The 20,001-nt window shown below is 45.9% G+C and carries 21 protein-coding genes; 3 read left to right on the top strand and 18 right to left on the bottom strand.

Annotation, left to right across the window (positions count from 1 at the left end):
- Positions 1 to 3 precede the first annotated feature (3 nt).
- From D1151_RS03820 to D1151_RS03845, 6 genes are all read right to left on the bottom strand, one after another.
- The gene (locus tag D1151_RS03820; RefSeq protein WP_161908001.1) at positions 4 to 846 is read right to left on the bottom strand and encodes a hypothetical protein; all 843 of its coding nucleotides are present in this window, start codon (positions 844 to 846) and stop codon (positions 4 to 6) included.
- Positions 833 to 1,708 carry a hypothetical protein gene (locus D1151_RS03825; protein WP_161908002.1) on the bottom strand — a complete coding sequence of 292 codons (876 nt, stop codon included), beginning with the start codon at positions 1,706 to 1,708 and terminating at the stop codon, positions 833 to 835. The genes D1151_RS03820 and D1151_RS03825 overlap by 14 nt, the downstream gene beginning before the upstream one ends.
- A 14-nt stretch (positions 1,709 to 1,722) precedes the next feature.
- The gene (locus D1151_RS03830; protein WP_161908003.1) at positions 1,723 to 2,418 is read right to left on the bottom strand and encodes a hypothetical protein; all 696 of its coding nucleotides are present in this window, start codon (positions 2,416 to 2,418) and stop codon (positions 1,723 to 1,725) included.
- A gap of 22 nt (positions 2,419 to 2,440) precedes the next feature.
- Positions 2,441 to 3,097 carry a hypothetical protein gene (locus D1151_RS03835; protein WP_161908004.1) on the bottom strand — a complete coding sequence of 219 codons (657 nt, stop codon included), beginning with the start codon at positions 3,095 to 3,097 and terminating at the stop codon, positions 2,441 to 2,443.
- Between the two features lie 79 nt (positions 3,098 to 3,176).
- Complete coding sequence (locus D1151_RS03840; protein WP_161908005.1) at positions 3,177 to 4,577, bottom strand: HAMP domain-containing sensor histidine kinase; 1,401 nt, start codon at positions 4,575 to 4,577, stop codon at positions 3,177 to 3,179.
- On the bottom strand, positions 4,577 to 5,233 hold the full coding sequence (locus tag D1151_RS03845; protein ID WP_161908006.1) for a response regulator transcription factor: 657 nt from the start codon (positions 5,231 to 5,233) through the stop codon (positions 4,577 to 4,579). Before D1151_RS03845 ends, D1151_RS03840 begins: the two co-directional genes overlap by 1 nt.
- Before the next feature lie 146 nt (positions 5,234 to 5,379).
- On the opposite strand from D1151_RS03845, the gene D1151_RS03850 reads away from it, so the two are divergent.
- A complete protein-coding gene (locus tag D1151_RS03850) occupies positions 5,380 to 6,126 on the top strand; it encodes an EFR1 family ferrodoxin (RefSeq protein ID WP_161908007.1) in 747 nt (248 codons plus the stop codon).
- 86 nt (positions 6,127 to 6,212) lie between these two features.
- Here the strand turns inward: D1151_RS03850 and D1151_RS03855 are convergent, their stop codons facing one another.
- Positions 6,213 to 6,665: a PaaI family thioesterase gene (locus D1151_RS03855; RefSeq protein WP_161908008.1), complete on the bottom strand. Its 453-nt coding sequence runs from the start codon at positions 6,663 to 6,665 to the stop codon at positions 6,213 to 6,215.
- Between the two features lie 421 nt (positions 6,666 to 7,086).
- On the opposite strand from D1151_RS03855, the gene D1151_RS03860 reads away from it, so the two are divergent.
- Positions 7,087 to 7,677, top strand: coding sequence for a hypothetical protein (locus D1151_RS03860; RefSeq protein ID WP_161908009.1), 591 nt, complete (start codon positions 7,087 to 7,089; stop codon positions 7,675 to 7,677).
- The gene (locus D1151_RS03865) at positions 7,674 to 8,270 is read left to right on the top strand and encodes a hypothetical protein (RefSeq protein ID WP_161908010.1); all 597 of its coding nucleotides are present in this window, start codon (positions 7,674 to 7,676) and stop codon (positions 8,268 to 8,270) included. The genes D1151_RS03860 and D1151_RS03865 overlap by 4 nt, the downstream gene beginning before the upstream one ends.
- A gap of 73 nt (positions 8,271 to 8,343) precedes the next feature.
- Here the strand turns inward: D1151_RS03865 and D1151_RS03870 are convergent, their stop codons facing one another.
- The 11 genes from D1151_RS03870 to D1151_RS03920 all read right to left on the bottom strand — a co-directional run bounded on the left by D1151_RS03870 (position 8,344) and on the right by D1151_RS03920 (position 19,872).
- Positions 8,344 to 9,030, bottom strand: a complete 687-nt coding sequence (locus D1151_RS03870; protein WP_161908011.1) for a V-type ATP synthase subunit D — start codon at positions 9,028 to 9,030, stop codon at positions 8,344 to 8,346.
- A 10-nt stretch (positions 9,031 to 9,040) separates the two neighbouring features.
- A complete protein-coding gene (locus D1151_RS03875; RefSeq protein ID WP_161908012.1) occupies positions 9,041 to 10,408 on the bottom strand; it encodes a V-type ATP synthase subunit B in 1,368 nt (455 codons plus the stop codon).
- The gene (locus D1151_RS03880; protein WP_161908013.1) at positions 10,392 to 12,179 is read right to left on the bottom strand and encodes a V-type ATP synthase subunit A; all 1,788 of its coding nucleotides are present in this window, start codon (positions 12,177 to 12,179) and stop codon (positions 10,392 to 10,394) included. The genes D1151_RS03875 and D1151_RS03880 overlap by 17 nt, the downstream gene beginning before the upstream one ends.
- Positions 12,180 to 12,503 (bottom strand): V-type ATP synthase subunit F, encoded by a 324-nt coding sequence (locus tag D1151_RS03885; protein WP_161908014.1) that lies wholly within the window; start codon positions 12,501 to 12,503, stop codon positions 12,180 to 12,182. It abuts the gene before it with no gap.
- The gene (locus D1151_RS03890; RefSeq protein ID WP_161908015.1) at positions 12,496 to 13,503 is read right to left on the bottom strand and encodes a V-type ATPase subunit; all 1,008 of its coding nucleotides are present in this window, start codon (positions 13,501 to 13,503) and stop codon (positions 12,496 to 12,498) included. The genes D1151_RS03885 and D1151_RS03890 overlap by 8 nt, the downstream gene beginning before the upstream one ends.
- A 12-nt stretch (positions 13,504 to 13,515) precedes the next feature.
- On the bottom strand, positions 13,516 to 14,097 hold the full coding sequence (locus D1151_RS03895) for a V-type ATP synthase subunit E (RefSeq protein ID WP_161908016.1): 582 nt from the start codon (positions 14,095 to 14,097) through the stop codon (positions 13,516 to 13,518).
- Between the two features lie 18 nt (positions 14,098 to 14,115).
- The gene (locus D1151_RS03900; RefSeq protein ID WP_161908017.1) at positions 14,116 to 14,586 is read right to left on the bottom strand and encodes a V-type ATP synthase subunit K; all 471 of its coding nucleotides are present in this window, start codon (positions 14,584 to 14,586) and stop codon (positions 14,116 to 14,118) included.
- On the bottom strand, positions 14,583 to 16,580 hold the full coding sequence (locus tag D1151_RS03905) for a V-type ATP synthase subunit I (RefSeq protein WP_161908018.1): 1,998 nt from the start codon (positions 16,578 to 16,580) through the stop codon (positions 14,583 to 14,585). Before D1151_RS03905 ends, D1151_RS03900 begins: the two co-directional genes overlap by 4 nt.
- Entirely contained in the window at positions 16,567 to 16,890 is a 324-nt protein-coding gene (locus D1151_RS03910; RefSeq protein ID WP_161908019.1) for a hypothetical protein, read from the bottom strand. The genes D1151_RS03905 and D1151_RS03910 overlap by 14 nt, the downstream gene beginning before the upstream one ends.
- Positions 16,891 to 17,417: 527 nt before the next feature.
- On the bottom strand, positions 17,418 to 18,656 hold the full coding sequence (locus D1151_RS03915) for a nitrate/nitrite transporter (protein WP_161908020.1): 1,239 nt from the start codon (positions 18,654 to 18,656) through the stop codon (positions 17,418 to 17,420).
- 22 nt (positions 18,657 to 18,678) lie between these two features.
- Positions 18,679 to 19,872, bottom strand: coding sequence for an amidohydrolase family protein (locus tag D1151_RS03920; protein WP_161908021.1), 1,194 nt, complete (start codon positions 19,870 to 19,872; stop codon positions 18,679 to 18,681).
- Positions 19,873 to 20,001: the final 129 nt, after the last annotated feature.

Genomic DNA, 20,001 nt, shown 5'->3' on the forward strand with positions numbered 1-20,001 from the left:
TCTTTAATCTCTATTCAAAATATCATAGCGATGAAAGCTCCAGCATCCTATCACTATGCAGCCAAATATCATGATCAAACAAAGCACTAAGCCCGTCGTCTGACTGACACCAGATATGACAACCTCTTCGTAGCGCATCGTCATAGCATAATTTCCAATCAGGTACGGCGAAACACAATACGCCGAAGAAACCATGATCAGCGCCACCCCGAAAAAACTGAACACAGGCTTTAGATACAGTGACAGCACCATCTGTGCAAGGCTCACTCCAAAGGAAACAAAAACCGGCACAAACAGCATTGCAAAGGACCATGGTTCGACATCCTGCGCCATCTGCGATTTTTCCACTCGAAACACCTCGTAAAGTAGTGCCTTATGGATTTTTCCCGTGAAAACTGCGTTCTTACTTCCTGCGCAAAACAGGCCGGCGGTGAGGAAAATCATGCTGTGATAAACAGCAGCACTGAGCAAATTCCAGCTGCATTTGGACAGCCACCATGCCGTTCTGCTCTTTGTTCTTATGAGAATCTGCTGTCCCACGCCCTGCATGTCCTGATAGGGATACTGCAGCGTCAGAAAGCAAAGGACAAGAAATACTGCCGCCCAGCGCACAGGCGAATCGCTCAGCTCCGGAAATGGCCCCAGACCTCCGTAAATGTACATGACAAAGTCCCCAAAGCTCGCCTTGATTTCATCGCCGAAGTAATCCATACTGGCGAAAGCCGCAGTGCGGGCGCTTAAATCCAGACATGAGGTCAGGCAGATAATAACAGGCGCTGCAAAGAGCAGCGGCTTTTGTAAAAGCCCATGCACCAGATCAAAACAAAGCAGTCTAATATATTTCATGACGGATCCCCCTTAGTACCACTGGTAAAAAAGTCAGCAGAAACAGCACCGCTGCCCAGCCAAAGACTACAAATCCATTGGTATCGTATGTCGCAGGAGTAGCCCGCAAAAACGTCATAGGCGACAGTTCCGTATAAATTACCGTGCTGGACCGATAGACAAACGATTGGCAAAGATAGCTAAAGCCAAGCAGCAGAAAGAAGGGCAGCAGCGTAACCATCACAGGCCTTTTCACGAGAACAGACAGGACAAAGCACAGACACGCAATAAGACCACAGAGCAGAAAATCAATGAAAAGATACAAGATCACATATAGAAATGGTCTGGTATAAAACAGCATCGACATAAAAGACGATGCGCTGATGCCATACGCCGTATCATACACTGCACTGGGCGTGACTGCAGGAAAAAACATAGCGGCAAGAAGAAAGTTAAACAGCTGCGGCAGCACCATAGCAAGACCGCCAGATAAGAACAGCGCCAGATATTTAGCAAAGTAGTACCGCAGCCTGCCCGTCCTAATGACTACATTCTTTTCGTAGCCGCTGCGCCGCTCAGCACAGTAAGACCACCCGTAAGGAATCGAAATCAAAAGAGGAAACAGCAAGAAATAATCCTGCGAACCTGTAGAGTGCGGTTCTCCGCCAATCCAGTGGTTAAACAGGGTCTCCATAGGCATCAGAGGATTGCGCAGTCCGAACTCCTCCGAAATCCGTAGGTGGGCTTCCATATCCTGCAGATAGCTCTCCAGACTGGGGATCAGACTCAAAAAAGTGATGCCAATACCAATGACTACAACAAGAATAAAAAACTTATTGCAAATCGCTTTTTTACATTCCAGTTTTACTATATTCCAAAGCATCCCCTTCACCCCCCCTAAAAAACCAATTTGATGTACTTTTGCAGTTCATCAAATCCAAATGTCAAATACAGATTTTTCGGATCATAGCACTGTGTATCCACATACCAGCAGACCTTCACATTTTTTTCTCGACCGATAGGCAATCTGTATTTGTAGTAATCCTTCCAGCCGTCTGTCGTTCTTTTCCCGCTCGGACAGGAGAAATACACCGGACTTGTCGGATACAGTTCATAAAATTCTGTCTCACCGTTTGCACAGAGAATATCCAGGCTTGTGATATTTCGTTCGGGCTCTGCCCGTACATTTTGCACAGTCAGCGCAACCATCAAAAGCTTTACACTTTCCTTCAGCTTCCCGTTTGCATCCATCAGTTCCTCCGACACACCGTCAAGCAGCAGTTCCTCTGGGCTCAGATTTATCTCCTGTGGTGTATCCACTAGCTGCACCTCATTGACTGTGTAAAACAGTGCATCGGTAACGACTTCTCCGTTTTGCACATCGTAAGTGCCCACAGGCTCTCCCATCTCGCCAAGCTGCTCCGGTTTTATGGTGAAATTCTGCGGCTGCTCTTCTTCCAGTCCTGGCATAACTTGCGTCTTGCCGGCTTTATCAAAACCGGCGTCAAAAGTGCTGCATCCGCTCAAAATTCCTAATGCCAAAGCTATAACAAGAAAAATCCAGGCAGTCTTTTTATTTTTACTCTCCTTCATCACAAATCCCCCTCTCATAGGATTACTCCATACTCTTCTCCAATGCGTTTTGCTTTTCTAGTTGCCGCGTCCAATCTTCCTCACTGGACGGCAACCAGTGAGTTTCCTCCAAATTCAGCGCTTCTCCATACGCTGCAACGGAATTTCCGTGGCGTATATATGCACCGCTAAATGCATTGATTTCCACCAACGTGTATCTGGTATAGCTGTAGTAAGCACGAATGCCCGGCGTCCCATCTGCACCAGTGCAGTCTTCCACCCTTCCTAAGGCTGCAAGTTTTTTCCTGCTTTCGCTGTTGATATCATCGCCAAATACGTAGGCATATCCTTTTTCATCGCTGCGAAAGATGACCGCCCAAACGGGATCCCCCGCAGGGGCACTTTCTGCAATATAGCGCACCTCAACCGGCTGGCTTTTCAGTTCCCTCATATCAAAACCTTGTTCTTTCAGGGCTGCAATTGCAGACTCCACGGCTGTTTTCTTTGAAACTGCATTTATATCCGCAGTCTGTACAGCTTCTGCTGCTCCTAAATTCGTCTGATTCAACGATACCGACTGTATCCTTGAATTACCGGGTACAGCCGCCAGTACCGGCGGCATTACGAAAAAGCTAAAGCCCAGCAGGATACATATAAGCACAGTCGTGACAGCTTTTCCGCTCCTATCTTTGTATTGCATTGTTCCTTTCCTCCAACCTCTGTGCTCTACAGTAAATAGTCTAGCTTCAGAAGATTTCCGCTTTAATATGAAATGATTATCAACTTGTAAAACATATCCGCACCGTGGTTCCGTTCCCCGGCGCAGATTCAATTTCCAGCTTTGCACCGTGAAGTTCCGCAACTTGAGAGACAATGCTAAGCCCCAAACCTACGCCGCCCAATTTGCGGGAACGAGACTTGTCCACCCGGTAAAAAGGCTCTGTGATTTTCTGAATTTCATCTGCTTTCATTCCATGACCTTCGTCTCGCACCCAAAGCACCCGGCAGCCAGCCTGCCTGCAGGCGCAAACCGTAATTCTGCCTTGAGGCAAAGATGCTTTTGCAGCATTTTCTACAAGATTTGCAAGCATGGAAAGAAGCAAGACTTCATCACCTTCAAGTTCAGAAATATTTGCCTGCATCGTCAAGGTTAGCCCTCTCTCTGCCAGAATTGGACTCATTGCAGCCTTTAAGGCTTCAAACAACTCCGCCACATTGACTTTCCCAAGCTGAATTTGCTCCCCGCGCAAATAAGCCAGTGCCAGCAGCTTTTCCGACAAATTCTTTAGCCTAAGCGCCGCATCATACAGATGCTCTGCGGCAAGTTCCCGCTCTTCCTCCGTGGTGTTGACCTTTTGCAGATACTCCGCATAACCTAAAATCGATGTGACTGGGGTTTTCATCTCATGAGTCAGATCATCGATAAACCGCTGTCTGTCAGACGCTGCCTGTGCAAGCTGCGCCATATTTTCTTCAATCGATTCCGCCATCTGATTAAAATTCTGCGCAAGCTGCCCAAACTCATCACTTCTGCGCAGGTCAACTCTCTTGTTATAGGCGCCCCCTGCAATTTCAGCTGTCATTAAATGTAGCTGATCGATAGGCTTTGTCATGTGTCTCAGCAGGAAGTAAATGGCAGCTGCCATTGCGGCTATAACCGCCAGATTCAGAATCAGGAACATGCGGCTGACCTCTTTACGAAATCCGTCCAGCTGGCTAATATCTCGTCCGTAGACCAGCGTTAAATGAGGATAATCTGGAATTTTGGATGCGACAAAGACATATCTCCTGCCTTCCCACATTCCGTCCATGGTGTTTTTATGTTCCGTATCCGAAAGGTGCAGAAGCTTTAGCGCAGGCACTTCCAATTCCCCATAAATCGCTGTATCTTCTTCATACAATGCCAAGACAACCCCTTGAGGTTTATAGTACTCCCCAAGAGGCTGCAAAAGGGCAGTCAGCCGGTCCTCGTTCCAAGCGGCATCTCCATAAACAGTTTCCGCATTAGAAATTCTGCCGGTAACCGAGGATAAAATGACGTTCTGCTCACGAATGCTGTTATTCGTCTCTCTCTCCCTGTTAAAATCATAGACGCGGCTGGTCAAAATATATACGCCGGCATCAAAAGCAATCACGAAAATGAGCAGCGTGCCTAAAAAGATTTTTTGCCAAAATTTCATTATCGCACCTCCAGACGGTACCCATGCTTATATACCGTCTTAATGTAATCTTCCAGTTTCAGCTTCTTCCGCAGTTTTGTGATGTGCACGTCCACAGTGCGGGTGTCGCCAAAATAGTCATAGCCCCACGCCAGATTCAAAAGTTTTTCGCGGGACAATGCGATATTGCGGTTTTGAATCAGCACCTCCAGCAGTTCAAATTCTCTGTTGGTCAGTTCTACTGTCCCGCCGTCCACCGCAGCCGTTCGCTGATCCAGATAAACCACAGTTCGTCCAATTTCAAATACCCGCTGCGCACTGCCTGTCCGTCGCAAAACTGCTTCCACCCGTGCATGCAACTCCACCGCTTCAAAAGGTTTTGTCAGATAATCGTCAGCACCAAGATTCAGCCCTTTCACCTTATCTGCGGTGGAGTCTTTCGCCGTGAGAAAAATTACAGGTTTTTCTCCAAATACCTTTTGTTCCATCAGCGAAAAACCATCTCTTTCAGGCAGCATCACATCCAGTAAAATCAGCGCTGGCTGCCATTGCTCCATCACGGCAGCCGCTTCTTTGCCGTCAAATGCCTGCTGGCACACATGTCCTGCCAGCCTCAAATTCAATACAATCAAGTCGCTGATTGCCTTTTCGTCTTCAACTATGAGAATATTCGCCATCTTGCCTCCCTGCTTTCTTTCTCGTTATGGATCTATTATAACAAAAACATGTTAGAAAGTTGTAAAGAAAGATAAATCAGTCCGACTTGTTCCAGTCCAAGACCTGTGTTATGATACTAGAAAACCCCCAGAAAGGAACGAATACTATGATTATATATTTCACCGGCACCGGAAACAGTCGCCATCTGGCGCAGCAGCTAGCAAAAATTCTGGACGACGACTGCATCTCCGCCGTTTCCTATATTAAAGAAAACAAAGTCGGCGACTTCCATTCGGAAAAAGCCTACATCTTCGTCTGTCCAGTCTATGCGTGGCAAATGCCTCACATCTTTGAGGAATTTTTAAATAAAAGTACTTTTTCCGGAAGCACTGACTGCTATTTTGTCATGAACTGCGGAGATGAAATCGGAAATGCCGAGAAAGGCATCAAAGCTTTTTGCGCTCGCAAAGGATTTCAATATCGAGGGGTATTGGGTATAAAAATGCCAGAAAATTACATTGCTATCTTCCGTGCACCCGATGAAGAAACAGAGAAAAGAATTATCACTGCCGCTGATAAGAAAATTGCCCGTGCGGCAGAGACAATTCGCCACAGAGAAGCCTTTCCGCCATGCAATATTACTGCCATCGACAAGCTAAAAAGCGGCATAGTCAACAAGACTTTTTATAAGATGGTTATTTCTGACAAAAAATTCCATACCACTGAAAGATGTACCGGCTGCGGCGCTTGCGCCAAAAGCTGTATGCTCAATAACATCATTATCAAAGACGGAAAGCCTTCCTGGGGCGGTAGCTGCACCCACTGCATGGCATGTATCTGCGGCTGCCCTGAAGAAGCCATCGAATACGGCAAGCACACCGTTGGCCTTCGCAGATATTTCTTAGAAGACTAAACTTTTACAAAGAAACTCCAAAAAACAGAAAACTCGAAGAAAAGATACTCTCATTTCCTTCGAGTTTTTTATTTTGACAAAAATGCCTACACTCTCATGGCTTCGCTTCGCTCTCCGATTACCATAAAACTGCTCATGGAAGTTGCACAGAGCTTTCCGCTCTGTCTGTCATATGCTTTTCCGATGGTTCTGACCATGCGCCGCCCCACATTGTTATAATCGATATGGAACACGTACTGCGTACCGTTAAAAGGTTTCAAAAAACTGACAGAAAGATCTATCGTTGTCACATTCTTCTGGGTCAGCGCCACAGCGCCCATGCCTGTAGCCGTATCGAAGAGACTACAAATGACACCGCCGTGAACATCACCTGATGGGTTCTTACTCCACTCCCCTACATCAAATCCCAGTTCAATCCACTTTTCCTCAATATTACAATCCAGATAGTAAAGTCCCAGTCTGTTATTAAGCCGCTCCGGCTGCTTCGCCGCGCTTCCCGTCACACTCTTTAATTCTTCAACAAATTCTGTCTGATTCAAAACGACTTCCCTGCCTTTCCCTCTTCATATATCACTAAACCATGCTATCACAACTTTGCGATTTTTTCAATGGCCGCTTTCGACGGTTCTCGCTCAGTCTGTGACAGATTTTCGAATTTGCCTCCGTTTTGTCACCAAAATAAACGAATTCCAACTCCATTTTCCCTCAAATCGTGACAACTGCGACAGTTTTCCGCTAGCCTGTCACTATAGTCACTATATTTCAAGAAATTCGTTGACAAAAATAACGCTTTTGGATAACTCTGTCACAGGTACAGCAAAAGGTATATTTTAACCGCAAATTCCCAATTTTATATATCTTTCTATATATTTTATATTTTCTGAAATACGATTGACAATTTTAAATTAATGTTATATTTTATATATAAGGATTTTATTAAGATAAAGGAGGACTAAAATCATGAAAAACAAAACAAAATTCCACATCATTTTAACTGTTGTTACTATTCTAATTCTTAGCATGACATGTACTTCTTTTGCTGACTCTGTCACGGAGGAATGTACAAAAACTGATTGCAATTTTTCAGAGATTGCTTTCACAGACTCAGAATCCGAAATGAGAACTGCAATCCTTATTTCAGATGATGAGGCTGCACCTGTCATTGTGCCAATGTTCGATGGAAATTTGAAGCTTCCTTCAGATATCACGCCATCTTCCATTGCGACTTACCAAGGCTACTTTAAAGTTCATAGCTGGAAAGGCTCTAATATTACTTTTGGAGTCGGCATTACATGTTCTCATTCAATATTGACAAGCTATCACGCTGACATTGAAATTTGGGATGCTAATTTGCTTAATCATAAACTGTTAAGCAGCGCAACAATTGACATTCCATCAATCGGCACAACTAAAACGCTCGTAAATGATAAAACCATGTACACTGGTTCTTCCGTAAAAGAAGTACTGATTCGAGTGAAGAATATTAAAGTTACTACAACTGCCGGTCCGATTTCCAGAGAAGCTGTCAACGGCACATTTAAGAGACCATGAAACAAGAATCTTTAGTTATCATAAATCATATTGCGCTTCAATTTTCACTAGCGAAAATGCGCTTTGCAGATACCTTCACTGTACCTTCTATGCTGTGCGACAATGTATATGTGACAAAAATAGATCCAATTGATGGCCATACCTTACGTAAAGCTTATTTGTCTGTAAACCGCTCCAAAACCGAGGCGAATGAACCCTACGCTGTTGGAATACCTAAACAGGAATATTTATCTGCCTTTGATGATTGCGCTACCGGAAAGTTCCTTAACGAAGGTCTTTCTTATCTCTGCTTAGGAACTCCCACAAAAGCAAAAAAAGCCGAAAACTCCTATGAACGTATTCCTTTTACAGTTCCATCGGAAACGCCGGTTTTAGCAGAAGGAAAAGAGTGGAGCTTATTTGTAGAGTTTCTGAAGGAGACAGCTTTACTACAAGGCGTATGTTCTATTCCAGTCTTTGGATATACGTTCACACAGCTGCAAAAAAATCCTCACGTTGCAGCGTTATCAAAAACATTTTCTCAAATGTACTTTGCCGCACAAACATTCGAGACCTCTGCATTTTCATTTTCCTTTTTGGAACTTTACCTTTAACAAATATGATTTTTGCAGTAAAACACCCCGGCAACAAAATCTTGCCGAGGTGTTCTTTATTCCTAATCCATTTTCATTTAGCGCCAAAAACCGCCGCATCTTTCGCTCTCTTCTCAGCAAGGGTTTCTTCCAGCATCATATCCTTGACCTTCATCAGCCTGGTCTGATTACCACGCTCGTTTTCATCCAGCTTCATCTGGATATACTTGATGGTCGCCTGCAGCTTTGGAATCATGACGTATTCCAGAGCATTTACACGGCGGCGCGTTTTTTCCAGTTCCGCCGCCAGAAGCTGGGTCTGTTTTTCCTTTGCGGCAAGTTCTAAAAGCGCCGGAAACAAATCCGACAGCGCTCCTACCGCATTGTCCAATTCTCCCGAAGTTCTGGCAAAACCGTAAGGAAAGATATTGGTCGGATCCTCCGCCGTGGTCTTAAATCCAAAGACCGGAACATCCACGCTCATAATGTTTTTATTCTCCACTTCCAGCAGAACCCCCTGCTTTGGAAACATCAGAGATTCTTCCATAACCTCCTGGCTCATCATGGCGCTGGCTACAGAAAAATTCCGGTACACACCGGACAGGCTTTCTTCAACCTCTTTGCGAAGTCTGCCGTTTTCCCGCGCCAGCTCCAAAAATTCCTTCATCAGCTCGTCTCGCTTATCCTTGAGGAGCTTGTGACCTCGGGTGGCAGTCTTCAGCCGCTTTTTTAAAGATGTGAGCATCATGCGGGTAGGATTTACATTCATTCTTTCAGCCATAACGCCTCACCTACCCTAAATATTTCTCAATGTACTCGTCTTTGATTCTCTTCAGTTCGCTCTTTGGCAGAAGTTTCAGAAGCTCCCAGCCTAGATTCAGTGTTTCCTCGATAGTTCTATCCTTTTCATACCCTTGGGATACGTACTGCTTTTCAAACTCCTGACTGAACTTTGCGTACATCAGGTCAATATCGGAAAGCGCCGCTTCGCCCAGAATAGTCATCAGTTCCAGAGATTCTTTTCCGCGGGCATATGCCGCAAAGAGCTGGTTCATGGTGTCCGCATGGTCTTCACGAGTTTTTCCTGCACCGATTCCCTTATCTTTCAGACGGGAAAGCGACGGCAGTACATCGATCGGCGGCTGTACGCCTTTTCTGTAAAGGTCGCGGGACAAAATAATCTGTCCTTCGGTAATATATCCGGTCAGGTCGGGAATCGGATGCGTCTTATCTTCTTCCGGCATAGTCAGAATCGGAATCATAGTGATAGAGCCCTCCTGCCCCCGCTTACGACCAGCTCTTTCGTACATAGTCGCAAGGTCGGTATAAAGATAACCCGGGTAGCCGCGGCGTCCCGGCACTTCCTTACGAGCTGCCGAAACTTCACGAAGGGCTTCCGCATAGTTGGTAATATCGGTCATGATAACCAGAACATGCATGCCCAGATCAAATGCCAAATATTCCGCTGCGGTCAGCGCCATACGCGGCGTTGCGATACGTTCAACCGCCGGGTCGTTGGCAAGATTCATAAACATAACCGTTCTGTCGATAGCTCCTGTGCGGCGGAAGTCCGATGCAAAGAAATCCGCTTCTTCGTAGGTAATACCAATCGCTGCAAATACTACCGCAAAATTACTTTCACCACCGATTACTTTCGCCTGACGGGCAATCTGTGCCGCAAGATCAGCATGAGGAAGACCTGAAGCTGAGAAAATAGGCAGCTTCTGTCCTCTAACCAGTGTGTTCAGTCCGTCGATAGCAGATACACCGGTCTGAATAAATTCTGCCGGATAGTCTCTGGCTGCCGGATTCATCGGCAGACCGTTGATATCCAATCTTTTTTCGGCAATGATATCAGGACCGCCATCAGCAGGGCGTCCCATACCGTCAAAAACTCTGCCCAGCATTTCCGGAGAAACAGAAAGCTGATTGCCTCTTCCGAGAAACTTCACCGAACTTTCCGCAAGGTTAATGCCTGCAGCGCTTTCAAAGAGCTGCACCAGAGCGTCCGTGCCGTTAATTTCCAAAACTTTGCATAACCGTTTTTCGCCGCTTTGCAGAATAATTTCGCCCAGTTCGTCGTAGGTCACATTTTCCACATCTTTGACGAGCATTAAAGGCCCTGCAACTTCTGATATAGTCTTATATTCTTTCATCATCGTCATCAGCCTCCCCTCTGGTCAAATCCCCAATAGACTGCTTCATGGTGTTCATAATTTCGTCGTAGGTTTCGTCAACCTTAGCTTCCTCTACATACTTAAATCTACCGATGGACTCACGTTCAGAAAGCCCTGTCAATGCGTCAAAATCAGCACCTTTGCCCACTGCATCCTTCGCCATCTCGTAGTAACCCAAAATCAGTTTCAGCATTTTAAACTGTTTGTCTAAGGAAGCATAAGTATCCACATCGTGGAACGCATTCTGATGGAGATAGTCTTCGCGAATAGAACGCGCCGCTTCCAATTTCAGGCGGTCTTCAAAGGACAAAGCGTCCACGCCGACCAGCTGTACGATTTCCTGCAGCTCCGCCTCTTCTTGCAAAAGCAGCAGCGCCTGTGCGCGCAGCGCAGGAAACTCTTTGCTGACGTTTTCTTCATACCACTTAGTTAGGCGATCTACATAAAGGGAATAGCTCTGCAGCCAGTTAATAGCTGGGAAGTGACGCTTGTAGGCGAGAGAAGAATCCAGGCACCAGAACACCTTTACAATACGTAGTGTTGCCTGAGAAACCGGCTCAGAAATATCACCGCCCGGAGGAGATACTGCACCGATGGCGGAAAGCGCACCGAGTCTTCCTTCTTTACCCAGAGAAATAACTCTACCAGCCCTTTCATAGAACTGTGCCAGTCTGGATGCCAGATAAGCAGGGTATCCTTCTTCGCCCGGCATTTCCTCAAGACGACCGCTCATTTCACGAAGAGCTTCTGCCCATCTGGATGTAGAGTCAGCCATCAGCGCTACAGAATAACCCATATCTCTAAAATACTCTGCAATCGTAATACCAGTATAGATAGATGCTTCACGGGCCGCAACTGGCATATCTGAAGTGTTCGCGATGAGGACAGTTCTCTTCATCAATGACTCTCCCGTCCGTGGGTCTTTTAATTCAGGAAACTCCATCAGTACGTCGGTCATTTCGTTTCCGCGCTCACCGCAGCCGATATAGACTACGATATCTGCATCTGCCCATTTTGCCAGCTGATGCTGCACCACAGTTTTTCCGGAGCCGAATGGACCCGGTACTGCAGCAACGCCACCCTTTGCAATTGGGAACATAGTGTCGATCACACGCTGCCCTGTAACCAGCGGCATTTCAGGCACCAGTTTTTCTTTGTACGGTCTGCCACGGCGAACCGGCCATTTCTGCATCATGGTAAGCTCTGCCAGACTTCCATCTTCCTTGCGTACGGTGCACACCACTTCATCTACAGTAAAACTGCCGCCGGTGATGGATTCCACCGTACCACAAACGCCGTAAGGCACCATGATTTTCTGCTCTACAATAACGGTTTCCTGCACTGTACCGATGATGTCGCCAGCCTCGACTTTGTCGCCGGCAGCGACTGCAGGGACAAATTCCCATTTCTTTTCTCTATCCAGTGACGGTACCTTAATACCTCTGGTGATATTTGCGCCAGCCACTTCGCGCATGGCGACGAGAGGTCTTTGAATACCGTCGTACATGGTCTCAATGAGTCCCGGCCCCAGTTCTACAGAAAGCTGAGCCCCTGTTGAAACTACCGGCGCGCCAGGTCCGATTCCTGCTGTTTCTTCATATACCTGAATGGACGCCATGTCACCGCGCATTTCTATGATTTCACCGATTAACCCCTGATCTCCTACATGTACAACGTCGAACATATCGGCGTCTTCCATGCCCGAAGCGATGACCAGCGGCCCGGAAACCTTTACGATTTTTCCCTGACTCATCTATTTTTCACCTCCAAATAGTATGTCTGCTCCCACAGCACGCTCCACTGCCTTGCTTACGCTGCGCATACCTTCTCCGGTTGCGCCTTCTTTTCCTGGAATGGAAATAATCGCAGGCAGTCTGCTGTCTTTGTATTTGTCAATTTCCTCCGCCATATCCTTTGCGAGCACTTCTGTGATATAAATAATCGCATAGCCCTCTTTTACAAGTCGGCGCAGGATGCTCTTTGCTTCTTCGCTTTCAGCAGCGGGAAACACATCAAGTCCAACAGCTTTAAAGCCCAGAACCGATTCCCTGCCGCCAATTACACCTATCTTATACATATGGCTCCCTCAATTTCTCTGCAATCTGCTCCGGCGTAGAGCCGATTAAAATTCCCGTCAGAATAATTCGCAGATTGTCAATTTCCAGTTCCTTTGCATACCAGTATCCCGCAATTGGCACGATGCCGAAGCTCTCATATTTCGCCTTTTTGTTAAATTCCATCAGCGCATCCTCGCAGAGCTTTTCAAAGAGAGCAAAATCTCCCGTCTCAGAAAGCTTTGCGCCGCCTTTTGCCATCGCCTCTGAAAGTCCATACGGGGTCAGCTTATCTGCAATCTGGCTGTAATTTTCTTCCCATGCGGAAAAGAAAAAACTTTCGCTGATATTTCCGCCTGCAAGATAAACCTTCTGGAAAAAGCTCCATGGCTTCTTCATCTGGCGCAGTCTTACAAAGGTCTTTAAATTCAAAATGTCGATCTGCCGTTTTACAATACCGATCAGGAAATCCTCACCTGTTTCTTCTGCTGCCTGCAGCATTTGCTTGTAACAGGCTTTATCCAAAATGATGTCAATTTCCTGCGGATCGCCGCTTCTGCCAAAGAGATCTGTCGCCTCAATAATCGCTTCTTTCATCACAGTAGGCATAAACGTGAAGTTTCTGTCTCGCACCATAGCTACCATGTGCTTCCAGTCGATATCGCCGTTTGACATCAGATGATCTTCCGTTGGGGTTATGCCCAGAAACTCTGATTTCAGGCAGACCTTTACGTTGTGATAATCATAGGGAAACAGACACATAGACAGTTCTTTTCTCTCCGGCACCGTGTCGTAAATCAGGTTGAACAGCTTGTTCTGCTCTCTTCTGATAAACCACTCGATATCGTCATCGTAAAGCTCCTTGGCCTCACCGTAACCGAACTCCTGAAGTACTGCCTCCGCTGCCTTTAAATCCCTGCAGGAAGCCAGTCTCATCATATCCTTGCGGCTCATCAGATTTCGTGTGAAACTACCAATATATGCGTCTGCAAAGGTGTATTCTTCTATTTTTCGCTTTGCCATAGCACGTTCTCCTTACTGAAATAACTGCTGTGCGACCTGACCGATCAGCTGCTCCCTTGCTTCCTCTAAAAATGCGGAAATCGTGCAGTTGAGATATACCTGCCCTTTTTTCAGAAACAGTCCACCGCCGGTCTCTCTGGTTTCCTCTGCCAAAGTAAAATTACCCTGGGGCAGTTGTTCCTTCAGCGCTGCAATCAGCTTATCGCCGATTTGCGCTCTGTCGCCTGCACTCAAAATCACTTCGCCGGAAACTTCTTCGGTACTGGCAATAACCCTCGCAAGAAAAGCAATATACCGCTCTTCCTCCATATTGTGCAGCGCTTCTTCCGCCTTTTCAAAGCAAGATGCAATGAGCTTTTGTTTCGTTTCCAGAACCAACTTGCGTCCGTCAATATCCGCCACCGCCTTTTTTCTCTGGATCCGTTTTTCTTTTTCTTCCAGACCGCGTTTTTCGCCATCTTCTAAAATGGCTGCTGCCTCTTTCTCTGCATTTGCAAGGATTTCATCACACTGCATTTTCGCATCTTCCGCGATGGTCAGTGCCTGCTCCCTCGCGTCTGCGGTAATCTTTGATGTAATCTTTTCTATGCTCATGATCTCACGTCCTATCCGTTAAATTCCAAGGTTAAAGAGCATTAAGATAGAAATCAGCAGAGCAAAAATCGCATAGGTTTCTACCATAGCAGCATAAATAATACCCTTTGCCATCTGATCGGATCTCTTACCCAGAAGCATGACACCTGCTGCTGCCGCTTTACCCTGCGCAATACCGGACCAGATGCCGACAAGACCGATTGGAATGCCAGAAGCCAGAATATACAGTCCCTGAGAAACTGTAAGGTCAACCATGCCACCGCCTAGAAGTCCAATTCTGATAAAAATCAGAAATGCCATCAATAGACCATAAATACCCTGTGTGCCAGGCAGCGCCTGTAAAATTAAGGTTTTACCAAATTTTTTCGGATCTTCAGCAAGAACACCTGCTGCTGCCTGACCTGCGATACCAACACCCATTGCGCTTCCAATTCCTGCCAGCGCTGCAACTGCTGCACCCATCAGTGCAAAAACATTTCCCGTAATCATTTTCTACCTCCATCTGTGTCTTCAACTACACGAACATATTTTGTATTTTTACGCAGCGGGTCAAATTCATCACCGCCGTCTTCATAGAATTTTCCAAAGAACTCAATATACTGCAGTCTGCTGGAATGGACAAACGCCCCAAGTGCATTGATTGCCAGATTGAAAGTGTGTCCAAAAGCGAATACAATAAGCAGTATGATAGTCCCTGCAAGACCGCTGCCTTTCAGCGAGCCCATAGTGTTTACCACGTTTGCAATAACCCCGGTGGCAAGGCCTAAAGCCAACAGCCTTGAATAGGATAAAATATCCGAGATATAACTGGTGATATTGTACAGAGAGCTTAAGCCGCCTGTAATTTTTCCAATGCCTTTGTTGTTTCTTCCGCCAGTCAAAAGCAGAATCGCTGCGCCTAAAACAGCAATGTACATGCCCGGCTTTACCAGTGCCTGGCTGATACTGCTGCCGGCAAGCCACATGGCCGCACCGCCAATAACCATATACCAGGAAAAAATATCAAAGACTGCATCTTTCCACTGTCCTCTTTTTATCAGCATGGATGCTTTAATACCCATTCCCAGGAACAGATGAATCACCCCGAAAATCAGCGACCAGATCAACAATTTGGTTGGATCTTCAATCGGATTAAACCAAAGCGCTGGTATGGTGATTTCTTTGCCAAACATGACTCGTGCTGCTACCTGGAAGAAATCTCCAAACCAGCCGCCAAAGAGCGCACCCCAGAACACTGTGGAAAGTCCGCAGTAGAAGAACATCTTGATCATGCGGTAAGTCATACCCTCCAGTGCGTATCTGCGCAGCACTACAAAGCAGGCAATCGCAATGACAATGCCGTATCCTGCATCACTGAGCATAATGCCAAAAAACATGGCATAGAAAAAAGCAAAATATTTGGTCGGATCTACGCCTCGATAATCCGGTAAGGAATACATTTCCGTAATGGCTTCAAAAGGATCCACCAGTCCGCTGTTTTCTGTCAGTACAGGCACATTTTCGTCTTCCTTCGGATCACGGAACGCATAGCAGCATCCGTGTTTTTCCAGCGTCTTGGCTGCCGCTTCCTGACAGGGCTCCGGCACCCATCCTTCCAGTGTAAAAGTACGTTTGGTATTGAGGAGCTTCTCCTTTACCTTTTCTTTATCACGTTCCACAATAAGTCGATCGTAAACAGCCTCGACAGATTCTTTCAGCGGACAAAGTTTTGTGATTTCCTCTTCTATGCGGGAGCATTCTCCTTCATCTGCCACAATCTCTTCAGCAATTCGCCTGAGATTTTCCTCTGCAGTCCCCGAAAAATCCTCGAAGGGAACCGGTGTATAACCGTGCTGTTTCAAGATATTCAGCACTTCTTCATCATTTTCATTCAGGGTGACAACAGCCAGATAAATCAAATCCTTATCACGATTGATTTCCTTTAAGAATACTGCCTCTCTGCCGTCATAAACTCTCTGCCGCAGACTTTCCACATCAGCCGCAGCAGGAAGCATACCCAGATTAATTCTCGTATTTGTCGTCGCCCGCTGTTCAAGAGGCAGGTCATATACCAGCCATGGGCGCAAGGCTGCAAGGTCTGCCTGCTTCTTGTTAATCAGTTCTCTTAGCTTATGCCGTCTGTCATTGAGCGCCAAAATATGCGCCACGTCTTCATAAGTCTTCTCTCTATTTTCCCAGAGGTCTGCAAAATCTTTCTTCTTCATCGCCCGCCGGGTGAAAAAGAGAGGTTCCTTCTGCGTGTTGAACTTCTGCAGCGTTTCCAGTGCCAGAGATGTCTCATTGATTTTCAGCTCCAGCGCAGCCAGAAGACTTTCGTTTACCTCCTGCGGCAGTTCTTTAGAAGAATAGTTTTCTAAAGCTTCCTCTCTTTCCTCTCGCTGGGTAATCTGCATCACGCCTAAATCCATCAAATCTGCGATGAGACTTTCCTTTTCTGTATCAAGACCGATGACAGCAGCCTTTTTCATTTTAACAATGGACACCGCTCTCAATCCTTTCTATTATCAATTCAATTGCCCTATTTTCGCGGGAAGCGGCCTGCTCTGTCATTTCCTGACACTGCTGCCTGCAGCGATTCAGCGCCTCCTCATACTGGCTGCCTGCAATGCTTTCTCCCTCTGCGATAAGAGCTTCTTTTCGCAAACTGCTGCTTTTTTTTGCGTCTTCGATGATTTGCTCCGCTTTGCACCTTGCATTTTCCAAAGCCTTTTTTCCATCCTGTTTTGCCTGCTTTATCAGGCTATCCGCTAAAGATTCGCTTTCCCTGATTTTTTCCAGTTCTTCGACAAACATTCTCCCACCTCCATAGCATCTTCCTAGCATCAGGAAGATTTTACCTAATTTGATTATACCACCAATTCCATTTGCTAAACAATCACAGCAATTACAAACTTTCTATATCTTTTTTGTATTATACACAAAAACAAGTTCAAATATCCCGTTTCTGCGCCAGCTGGCAGTTTTCATTTTTCAAAACACCAAAATGCGAATCTTTGCCCATATTACCTCCGACATCTTGTCAAAGTCAAGATAAAAAAGCGCCTGTTCCTAACAATTCCATGTTCTTTTTCCAATACACCCTCCTGCTCAAAACAAAAATCTCCAAATTCCAACACTTTCGCGCTGTTATGCGATAAAGCGCTTTAATTGGTTAAAATATGCTATTTTCGGATGTTTTTTGGATGATTTTTTCCTCTTTGCTCGGCTTAATTGATTTACTTATCTGCAGTTTACCAGAATTTCACAGAAAAAAAATAGACACCTGCCACACCGGTGTCTAAAAAACAGACAGCAGTGCAGCAGGTGTCTAACCGGATATCTTAATGAGCTTCCTCTTCATCAAGCGGCTCAAATCCATAAGTCTTCTTAATTGCATGCCCCATCGCAAACATCAAAAGTCCGCCTATGACGCCGACAAACCAGACAACCTTATACCCGGCGTTACCCATCGTATCAAGATAATGACCGCAAATGGTGTAAAGATACAGATCGGACGAATATCCGATTGCAGAGGCGATACCGAATACGCTTCCTACATAGAGATTCGGCACCTTTGCAGTGGTTACCAGGGTATAGAGGAAATTTGACATCATCGCATTGCAGGCAAGGAGCAGAATGGCTGCAAGCATAACCCAGATGACGTACGGTCTTCCCTGCGGAATTAACATCAGCACCACAGAAAATATAATACAACCGATAGACAGCTTGTTAATCATGGAACTTGCCGTATGCCCTTTGTCGCGGAGAGTACCTCCGATTGGCGAGAAAATCATTAGAATGCCAGTTCTAATCGCTGCTGAAAATGCCTGGGCAAAAGGAATACTGATTTCAAAAGCATCTGTCAAATAAGGATTCAAGTAGGTAATATTAGAGCGAATCAGAAAATATCCCAGTGTAAAGAAGGATAAATACCAGGTGATTGGAAGCTTTACGGCATGTCCCATGAGGCGTAGGTCCTCTTTGATTCCCTTGCCTTCCTTTTCGTAGCTCATGTTCGGAATCGCAAAGTGTACCACAACGCCAACGATAATAGCCAGCGCGCCGTAGATGATGTACGCTGCCTTAAATCCGTTTGGATTGTCTGCCAACGCCCATGTGATAATGGCAAGAACGATATACTGCAGACCCAGCGACAGCGCAGCATAAGCGATATCCGACATAGCGAAAAGTCTTCCCTGCTCGTCTTCATCTCCAAGCATTTTGATAATTTTCAGGTATGCACTCCAGTTCAGCGTGATTGCAGTAATTCCAAAGAGGAAAAACAGAATCGCCAGCATGGTATAAGAACTACTGACGGCTACGCCAAAGGCAACCAGACCTGTCAGTGCGCAAGATGCGATTACCAGCTTTTTCGGGTTGAAAATATCAGCAACCCAACCACCGATAAAATAACTCGGAACAGCTGACGCGCCGTATATGGTCAAAAGCCAGCCCATCTGTGTGTCGGTCACGCCGTATGTATTCAAAAACTGATTGTAAAAATCGTACGCCAGATAAGGGATGAGCAGTACGATACAGGAAAAGGTCACGATTACGACCAGTCCTAATTTCTTTCTCATATTCATCGTCATTTCTCCTTTTTTATACTAGAATTTCTCCATCCTTCAAAACGTGTACCGGCGGTTTTGTCATGACGTAAATATCTTCGTCAGGATTACCGTCAACCAGCACAAGATCCGCAAGTTTTCCGACCGCCACTGTACCCAGTTCGTCGCCGTAACCCATAATCTCCGCGCTGTTCTTTGTCGCCTGAATCAGAATGTCCAGATCTTCAAAATTGTAATATTCTTTTCTTGCAATAAATTCATAGCCCGGGTGTTTGCGAAGCGCCTCAAGGTCTATGTCTGAACCAAAACCCAGTTTCAGACCTCCGCGATACGCTCTGTTGATGTTATCGATTTCAATCTGTGCCGCCGCTTTGCTCTTTTCATAAAGTTCCTGTGTGATGTCCGGGTTGCTAGTATCCAAACAGTAAAGTCCTACTGCACCTGTAGGCACCAGGTAGCAGTCCTTGCTTTCTTTCAGCATCTGCAGCCCTTCATCGTCGAGGAAAGTACCGTGTTCAATTGTTCTGACTCCTGCTCTGATGGCATCTTTGATAGAGCCTGCCCCGTGGCAGTGGGCGCACACATAAGTATTCTTGCGCCTTGCCGCAGCCACTGCCGCCTCAATCTCATCAAACTCCGCAACCTGAATACCCGGCTCTGCGCCTTCGTTCATAAAAGCACCGCTAACCATCAGCTTAATAAAGTCGTTGCCCTTCTGCAGTTCTGTGCGCACCGCTTTTCTCATTTCCCAAGGTCCGTCCGCTTCCAAATACAAATCACTGAAGCAGTCATTTCCTGTTTCTGTAGGTGTGATAATCAGACCGCAAGGCACCAGTCTCGGTCCTTTGATAATCCCTTCTTCGATGGCATTTCTTACGGTTGCCACGGCATTATATGAACTGCCGCAATCTCTAATCATAGTAAAGCCCTGCTTCAAATACTCATTAGCAAAATCCACTACGCCAAAAATAATCTTACCCTCCGGCATACACTGCAGTTCATAATAATTAAAGATAAAACCATATAAATGCGCGTGCATTTCAATCAGTCCGGGAATTAGGGTCTTCCCCGTGCCGTCAATTACCGTCAGCGGCTCATCTGCCTCATAGGGCGTGCCTGCTGCCTGAATCTGTGCAATCTTATTTCCCTTTACATATACATCTGTCGTACTGCCGTCATAGCCTTCTGTCAAAGCATTTACCAATCTGCAATTACGAATGACAATCATGGGTCTACCTCCTTGTTTCGTTTTTATCAGTTTATACTCCCTGTCAAAAATAAAAAGTTCCAAATGGTACCCTTTTAAATAGTCCAAATTTCTGTTTACTTGCCGTTTTTTTGGGTTTATAATAAAAAA

Source organism: Emergencia sp. 1XD21-10 (assembly GCF_009936045.1).
Lineage (GTDB): Bacteria > Bacillota > Clostridia > Peptostreptococcales > Anaerovoracaceae > Senimuribacter > Senimuribacter intestinalis.